Origin of the sequence: Marinifilum fragile JCM 15579 (assembly GCF_001310955.1) — a bacterium.
Classification (GTDB): domain Bacteria; phylum Bacteroidota; class Bacteroidia; order Bacteroidales; family Marinifilaceae; genus Marinifilum; species Marinifilum fragile.
In genome coordinates, this window is the sequence record NZ_BAZX01000056.1 from 1 (window position 1) to 8,532 (window position 8,532).

The following is an 8,532-nucleotide window of genomic DNA, read 5'->3' on the forward strand; positions in this document are numbered from 1 at the left end:
TTTAACTTTTGGGAGTCAATTCAACTTCTGGCTGTCTTGAATTTTAAAAGGTCATAGTTTTTTGTTGGGTCAATTTCGAAATCTGATTTTACCGATTTTGTTGTTCCGGCCGAATATCGTTTACAATAACCAACTTATCACTGTATGTAACACGAGAACTTAAATCAGCTGCATTGTTGGTAATGTTAACCGATTGAATTACATCATCTTCTTTCTGTGGCTTTTCAGTCTCTTTAAAATTATCTTCTGAGCAAGATGAAACAATAGTAGCCAATAAGATAAAAAAGAGTAAATATCTTTTCATAATTATTGAAGTTTTTTTGTGTGACTTGATTTAATTATAAGCAAGTTACATTCTTTAATTGAAACCTAATTATTGATTATGGTAGAATATGAAAAAGCTTTGATGAAATTGCATTTTTCTTTTGTCAAAATTTGCAATAGCTTGTTTGTGATGTATTTATGATTGATTGTTTTTAAAATGCTTTTTTATCCATCTAGGAAGAAGATAGACTCCAATAAACAAGTAAGGATAATATGATATTAGACGCCAAATCAAGGCCATGCTGGCAGCTAATCCTGATGTAGGCAAAAAATCACCAAGATATTGCGTGAAAACCCACTCAGAAAATCCACTTCCTCCTGGAGTTGGACTTACCAGCATCATGATCCACATTACCAGTTGTCTTGCAAATATCATGATATGATCAGCAAAGCCATAACCTTCTAACATAAATGCAACCAGCATTGCATTTACCACCCAATATCTGGCTGTCCAAGACCAGAATGTTGCCATGAACGCTTTAAACCAAAAAAGGAAAGGTTTTCTTCGGAGTTCTTTTGAACTTTCAATGATATCGCTACCTGCTTTATTGGCACCATGCTTCCATTTGCGTAGAACAGGAAGCTTAAATATCCATAAAAGTAACCATTTTAGGCCTCTGGGATTCCAAAAGAGTCCATAGGTAAGGACGATAAGATAAACTAGTTTTATTAAATATCCACCAAGAGCAAAGTAGAATAAAGAATCTAGCCATATGGAGTGTTCTGGAGATTCTATCATGAATAGCTGTTTTACATTTAGGAGTAAAATCAGTAAAGGAAACATGATGATAAAATAAAGCTCATCTAGAAATGATGTAGACATTACAACCGCAGAACTTCTTCCTACTTTAAGCCCCTCTTTGTTGAGGTATAAAATGGCAACAGAAGTTCCTCCAATTGCTGATGGTGTAATTGCGGATGTAAATTCCCAAAGCATTATGATTCTAAATGCTTGTCCCCAAGAGAATTTTCTGTCGGTAAGAATTCTCAAACGGGCCATATAGCCTAAATCACGAATCACCATCATTAGAAGTGCAAAACAAAGCCACCAAACAGTATACCAGGTAAAATCTATTAACGAAAATGTATTGGCATCTACTTCTTTTACGAGCATGTAAATAACTACTGCCAATCCAATTAAAATTGGGTAGATTATTCTGCTAGGTCGGACGCTATGCAATAATTTCTTTGATGAATTTTGTTTGCCAGTTGTTGCCATGCTACTTTTTGTGGAAAATAAATTTACACAAATAAAAAACTTAAATCACCATGTATTGATGAACTATTTGTTAAAAATATCTAAATATAAGAAGTATAAAATATTCCATCCTTTTTTCTATTTTTATTAACTAACTATACAAAGTTTACTATGCCGAAAAATCAATCAGCTCAAAAATTTGGAACTGCTCCAGTCTTTTTTACCGCAATTTCTACAATATTAGGTGCCATCTTGTTTTTGCGATTTGGTTATGCTGTGGGAAGTGTTGGTTTCTGGGGAGTAATATTTATTATTTTGTTAGGACATGCTGTTACCATTCCTACTGCTTTTGCCATATCTGAAATTGCAACTAATAAACGTGTTGAAGGGGGTGGAGAGTATTTTATAATATCCAGATCATTTGGGCTAAACATTGGTGCTACGATTGGATTGGCTTTGTTTATGTCACAGGCCATAAGTGTTGCATTTTATATTATTGCATTTACCGAAGCTTTTGAGCCTGTTTTTAATTGGGTGAGAGAAACATATGGATATCATTTACCAAGACAAGTTGTAAGCATTCCTGCCATGTTATTGCTTTCAGCTTTAATATTAAAAAAAGGTGCCAATCTGGGAGTAAAAGCCCTTTATTTTGTAGTAGCAATTCTTTTTATTTCATTGGTATTGTTTTTTATAGGTTCTACAGAATATTCCATGACCAGTGATTTTAATTTATTGAATGCAGATTTTAGAAATGCAGACAATTTTTTCATTGTATTTGCAATAATATTCCCTGCATTTACTGGAATGACAGCTGGAGTTGGTTTATCTGGAGATTTAAAGAATCCTTCGAAATCTATTCCCTTGGGTACTACTGCAGCTACCTTAATAGGAATGATAATTTATTTCTTTATCGTATATAAATTAGCAGGATCAGCAAGTAGTGAAGATTTGGTTGCAGACCAGTTAATCATGTCAAGAATTGCATTGGGAGGTGCCATAGTAGTTCCATTAGGATTGGCAGCATCAACAATATCCTCGGCAATTGGATCTGTTATGGTTGCTCCGAGAACTTTGCAAGCATTGTCTATTGATAAATCTTTTCCTTCGAAAGCATTAAACAATTGGTTGGCAAAAGGTCGCGTTAAGGATAATGAACCCATAAATGCATCTTTAATTACTTGTTTGATAGCTATAATTTTTGTGGCATTAGGAGATGTTAACGCTGTGGCAGAAATTATTTCCATGTTTTTCATGCTTACCTATGGGGCTTTGTGTTTAATCTCTTTTTTGAACCATTTTGGATCCTCGCCAAGTTATCGTCCTTCCTTTAAGTCGAAATGGTTATTATCGCTTATTGGATTTTTCATTTCCATTTGGGTAATGTTCAAAATCAATACTCTTTATGCATTAAGTGCTGTAGTTTTAATGAGTTTGATTTATTTGTTTATTAACCGATATCATAAACACAGGAATGGATTGGAATCAATTTTTTTGAATTCTCTTTATCAATTGAATAGGAATATGCAGGTATTCTTGCAAAAAGCAGGTAAAAGAAAAGCAAGAGAATGGCGGCCAAGTGCAATTTGTATTTCAAAAGATTCGTTTGAACGGGATACTGCATTTAAGTTATTAAACTGGATATCCTACAAATATGGATTTGGAACCTATCTGCACAGAATTGAAGGTTATTACTCCAAAGCAACTTATCAGCAATCGCAAGAGGAATTAGATAAGTTAATAAACAGTTTCGATAAAATTGAGAATCACGTTTACGTAGATACAATAATATCTCCATCATATACTTCAGCTATTGCCCAAGCTATACAATTACCAGGAATTGCTGGAATGGAGAATAATATGGTGATTTTTGAATTTGATAAAGAAGATCCTGAGCGCTTGGATTTGATCATTGAAAATTACTCTTTGGCACGTGCTGGAAATTTCGACTTCTGTATTTTAGGGAGTTCAAGAAGAAAATTCAATTATAAGAAGAACATACATGTTTGGATCAAATCTTCAGATACTGATAATGCAAACCTTATGATATTATTGAGTTTTATTATTGGTGGACATCCTGACTGGAACAAAGCGGACATTCAAATTTTTAATATCTGCAAGGAATCTCAGGCAGATGAAACCAGAAAACAATTGGATGAATTGGTTGTCAGTGGTAGATTGCCAATTACAAACTCTAATATCGAAATCATACATGAACAGGAAAATATTGCTTCTCGCGATATTATTAATGAGAAATCGGCCGATGCAGGTTTAACAATCCTTGGATTCAGAGGAGAGAGTTTAAAGCATGAGAAATCTGAACTATTTAAAGGATATGATGCCATAGGTAATATTCTATTTATAAACTCTAATAGCAGAAAGGATATCGATTAAAAATAAAAAAGTCAGGGAACCACCCCTGACTTTACTCTAACCCATTTTAATCTATGAAAACCTAATCCTCTCGGAAAGGACATTACAAATGTATGGATTCCCGTTTTACCGACATTATAAAAAGTGTTAAAGAAGGTTAAAAGCTAAGTTAATTAATGTTTTACTGATTTTCTCTTTACAATTGGATATTGTTTTTGAGTAGGCAAGACTTTAAATAGTATTGAGCAAAATTGGAGCTTAAGTGTTTCTTGTGGACATGTTTGGAAATGAAAAAGCGGCCACGACATAAATGCCATAACCGCCTTGATTTGAGGGTGGAGAGTACCGGAATCGAACCGGTGACCTTTTGACTGCCAGTCAAACGCTCTAGCCAACTGAGCTAACCCCCCGTTTAATGATTGGTCGTTCCTAAATCATTTAAAATGTCTAAGAATTCGCCCGTAAAGATAAATTAAAATTAAACACATGAAACTAGTTGATAATGAATTTTTATCTAAAGCAAACATTTTTTATTCTTATACGTAAGGGAATTTAGAGTGGAGAATCTATTTTAGTTCGAAAATTGTTTGTCAATAGACAATTGATTGGTAGCAATGTATAGTGTGTGTATAGGTAGGATGAGTTCGGACAATATGGATTTTTCACTCTTCTTCGTTAAAAAATATAATTTAGAATGGCTTTAAAGAAAAAAATGCACTAAATTTATAGTTGATTTATTTACAGAGGGTTTATCTATATTCAAATTAGAGCATTTCCTATTATTATCATCAAATTTTCAATTGATCTTACGTATTGAAAATCAAAAAATACCATTAGAAAAAATTGATTGCTCGTTATTTTTATATCTTTATGCCTCAAATATTTTCGCAGGGAATAGAATTTTGATTATAAAATTGAATTACTTACTTTTAAACGCTGAATTTAAAAGAAAATTAAAAGAAGATTATGGAAGTTAAGAAGTCACCTAAAGCAGATCTTGAAAATAAGAGAGGTCTCTTTCTTGAGATTGGTCTGGCGCTGACTCTGCTTTTTGTCTTTGCTGCATTTGAATGGCGTGTAGATTCTTCTGAAGCTACAGGTTTACAAGATCAGCAAGAAATGGAAGCTGAGGAGGAGATTATTCCGATTACCAGACAGGAACAGATGAAACCACCACCACCACCACCACCAGCACCTAAAGTAGCTGAGGTATTGGATATTGTGGATAACGATGAAGAGATCGAAGATGAGCTTGAAATTGAAGACTCGGATGCGGACATGGATGAAGAAGTTGAAATCCAAGTAGTAGAGGAAGAGGAAGAAGAAGATGAAGCTCAGGTATTCGTTATTGTAGAGGATATGCCTGAATTCCCAGGTGGACAGCTTGAATTACAGAAATGGATCGCAAGATCTATTAAGTATCCTGTAATTGCTCAAGAAAATGGTATCACAGGCCGTGTATTTGTTACTTTCGTAGTAAACAAGGTAGGTGGTGTTGAGAATGTTCGCGTTGTTCGTGGAGTTGACCCATCTTTGGATAAAGAAGCGGTTCGTGTAATCAATCAGATGCCAAAATGGAAGCCAGGAAAGCAGCGTGGAAAACCAGTTAAGGTTTCTTATACTGTGCCAATCAACTTCCAATTACAGTAGATCAATACTATACAATTATATAAGAGGTTTCGAATTTTCGAAACCTCTTTTTTGTGCCATGCCGAAACCATTGCAGAATATTGTGTATTTTTGCCTTACAATTCACTTTTTCTGATTACTGAGGAAAAGTTTGATATTGTACAAATAGAATAGAGGCGTAAGTCTGTTGTTATTCCTAAAATAAATAAATGGGAGACTATCTAAAAACTAAAAAGGAGCAAGAAAAAGCGGTTTTAATCGGAGTGATTGATCAGTCCAAAAGTATGACTATTCAGGAGGTTGAGGAATATTTGGCTGAGTTGGATTTTTTGGCATTAACTGCGGGAGCAAGAACTGTTAAAAGATTCACGCAGAAGTTAGATTATCCTAACCCAAAAACTTTTGTAGGAGCAGGAAAGCTTGATGAAATTCAAGATTATCTGGAAGCTAATGAAGATGTTGGTATGGTGATTTTCGATGATGAATTATCTCCTACTCAACTTCGAAATGTTGAGAGAATTTTGAAAAGAAAAATTTTGGATAGAACCAATTTGATTCTTGATATCTTCGCCAGCAGAGCACAAACGGCGCATGCGAAAACTCAGGTTGAGTTGGCTCAATATCAGTATCTATTGCCACGATTGACCAGAATGTGGACTCACCTTGAACGTCAACGAGGAGGTATTGGGATGCGTGGTCCTGGGGAAACCCAGATTGAGACTGACCGTCGAATTATCTTAGATAAGATTGCCAAGCTGAAGGAAGATCTGAAGAAGATTGACAAGCAAAAGGCAACACAACGTAAGAACCGTGGAAAATTGGTGCGTGTTGCTTTGGTTGGATATACCAATGTCGGTAAATCTACCCTCATGAATATGCTTAGTAAATCTGATGTTTTTGCTGAAAATAAATTGTTTGCGACTCTAGATACTACAGTTCGAAAGGTAGTAATTCAGAATGTTCCTTTTTTATTGGCAGATACTGTTGGTTTCATTCGAAAATTGCCTCACCATTTGGTTGAATCTTTTAAATCAACTTTGGATGAGGTGAGAGAGGCAGATGTTATTTTGCATGTTGTTGACATTTCACATCCTAACTTCGAAGATCATATCAAAGTGGTAAACGAAACCATGGCTGAAATTGACAACAGAGAAAAGCCTACTTTCCTTGTGTTTAATAAGATTGATGCTTTCACTTACGTGAAGAAAGATGAGGACGATTTGCTACCCAAAACACGTGAAAACTATAGTTTGGATGAGTTAAAGCAAATGTGGATTGCTAAAGGAGATACGCCTTGTTTGTTTATTTCAGCAATCGAAAAGCAGAATATTGAAGAATTTAGAGAGAAAGTGTATGATGTTATTCGTGAAATTCATTCGGCACGATTCCCATACAATGATTTCCTTTATCAGGATTATTCAAACTTGATGGACTAAGAAGATCAATGATATAAATAAGAAAACCCGATGTTTTGCATCGGGTTTTTTATTGTGTTACACCAACTCTTGTTTGGCTAAATATTCTGCAATCTGAACGGCATTGGTTGCGGCTCCTTTTCTAAGATTATCAGCTACAACCCACATGTTTAAACTGTTAGGGTTTGAATAATCACGTCGAATACGTCCAACAAATACTTCGTCTCGTTCATGAGAGTATTTTGGCATTGGGTATTCATTATTATCCAGATTATCCTGAACAATTACACCTTCTGTTTCTTTTAGTAGTTGTTTTACCTCTTCAACATCAAAATCATTGGCAAATTCAATATTTAATGATTCACTATGACCTCCAACAACAGGTACTCTAACTGCGGTAGCAGTAACTCTGATACTGTCGTCCTTCAAAATTTTTCTGGTTTCGTTGACCAGTTTCATCTCTTCTTTTGTGTAACCATTTTCTGTAAATACATCGCAATGTGGAAGGCAGTTTTTATCTATCTCATATGGATAAGCTTTCTCTCCGTCAACTCCTGAACGCTCATTCTCAAATTGCTGCACTGCCTTTACACCAGTACCAGTAATCGACTGGTAGGTTGAAATCACCAGGCGTTCAATTTTGTATTTCTTATGAAGAGGAGCTAGTGCAACCACCATTTGGATTGTTGAGCAATTCGGGTTTGCTATAATTTTGTCCTCTTTAGTTAATTCTGTAGCATTAATTTCAGGAACAACCAATTTTTTGCTCTCATCCATTCTCCAAGCTGATGAATTGTCAACTACAGTAGTGCCAACTTTGGCAAATTCAGGAGCCCATTTTAATGATGTACCGCCACCTGCAGAGAAAATTGCAATTTGTGGTTTTAAATTAATTGCATCTTCTATACTGATAACTTTGTACTTGTTGCCTTTAAATGCAACCTCTTTACCCACAGATCTTTCACTTGCGACTGGGTATAATTCGCTAACCGGAAAATTTCTTTCTTCCAGAACATCCAGTATTTTCTGGCCTACCAGGCCTGTAGCTCCTACAATTGCTATTCTCATAACATAATAAAGCTTTAATTCCTTGTTAATAAAAATGATTATAGTTAAATTAGCTTTTGCTCAGAAAAGCAAATCAAAGTTAAAGTTAATTTCCTATGAAAAAAACACTTTCCCAGAAATTGTTCATTCTCTTGGTTTTACTGATAAATACAAACCTACATGCAGAAGATATATGGACAAGGAATTTCTCAGATGCTGCAGATTTAAATAAAGGTTATTGGGGTGCAAATGTTGATATGGAGGGAGTTGCCGAATGGAGTTTGGATGTCACGAACTGTACTCTTGCCGATGATTCGGATTACGTTAAAGTGGTAGAAACCAGTGGAGGAAGATTGGAAGCCGTTGATTGCAAAGGCGAGGCTATATGGGCTAGTAAAACCATTGATATTTCTACTTACACCAATTGTGCCATATCCGTGTTAGCTGCCGAGACCGGAACTTCAACAAATGAAAACAAATACATTAAACTGTTCTATAAAATTGATGATGGACCAGAGTTACCTTTTGCAGTAAATGGCGAAAATA

7 protein-coding genes and 1 tRNA gene are annotated in these 8,532 nt (G+C 35.1%); 4 read left to right on the plus strand and 4 right to left on the minus strand.

Annotation, left to right across the window (positions count from 1 at the left end; translation table 11 throughout):
- Positions 1 to 88: 88 nt before the first annotated feature.
- Together JCM15579_RS19675 and JCM15579_RS19680 are read right to left on the minus strand one after the other, a co-directional pair.
- Entirely contained in the window at positions 89 to 304 is a 216-nt protein-coding gene (locus JCM15579_RS19675; protein ID WP_054722985.1) for a hypothetical protein, read from the minus strand.
- A 156-nt stretch (positions 305 to 460) separates the two neighbouring features.
- Positions 461 to 1,543 (minus strand): lysylphosphatidylglycerol synthase transmembrane domain-containing protein, encoded by a 1,083-nt coding sequence (locus tag JCM15579_RS19680; RefSeq protein ID WP_054722987.1) that lies wholly within the window; start codon positions 1,541 to 1,543, stop codon positions 461 to 463.
- A gap of 150 nt (positions 1,544 to 1,693) precedes the next feature.
- Between JCM15579_RS19680 and JCM15579_RS19685 the strand changes: the two genes are divergently transcribed.
- Positions 1,694 to 3,916, plus strand: coding sequence for an APC family permease (locus JCM15579_RS19685; RefSeq protein WP_054722990.1), 2,223 nt, complete (start codon positions 1,694 to 1,696; stop codon positions 3,914 to 3,916).
- A 315-nt stretch (positions 3,917 to 4,231) separates the two neighbouring features.
- Here the strand turns inward: JCM15579_RS19685 and JCM15579_RS19690 are convergent.
- Positions 4,232 to 4,305 (minus strand) — tRNA-Ala (locus JCM15579_RS19690).
- A gap of 556 nt (positions 4,306 to 4,861) precedes the next feature.
- Here JCM15579_RS19690 and JCM15579_RS19695 point away from each other — a divergent pair.
- Both JCM15579_RS19695 and hflX read left to right on the plus strand, forming a co-directional pair.
- On the plus strand, positions 4,862 to 5,545 hold the full coding sequence (locus JCM15579_RS19695) for an energy transducer TonB (protein WP_054722992.1): 684 nt from the start codon (positions 4,862 to 4,864) through the stop codon (positions 5,543 to 5,545).
- Between the two features lie 188 nt (positions 5,546 to 5,733).
- Entirely contained in the window at positions 5,734 to 6,960 is a 1,227-nt protein-coding gene (gene hflX / locus JCM15579_RS19700; RefSeq protein WP_054722994.1) for a GTPase HflX, read from the plus strand.
- 57 nt (positions 6,961 to 7,017) lie between these two features.
- On the opposite strand, the gene JCM15579_RS19705 is transcribed toward hflX, so the two are convergent.
- Entirely contained in the window at positions 7,018 to 8,007 is a 990-nt protein-coding gene (locus JCM15579_RS19705) for an aspartate-semialdehyde dehydrogenase (protein WP_054722996.1), read from the minus strand.
- Between the two features lie 95 nt (positions 8,008 to 8,102).
- Here JCM15579_RS19705 and JCM15579_RS19710 point away from each other — a divergent pair.
- Positions 8,103 to 8,532: hypothetical protein (locus tag JCM15579_RS19710; protein ID WP_157471575.1), on the plus strand; the 430-nt coding region annotated here is incomplete at its 3' end.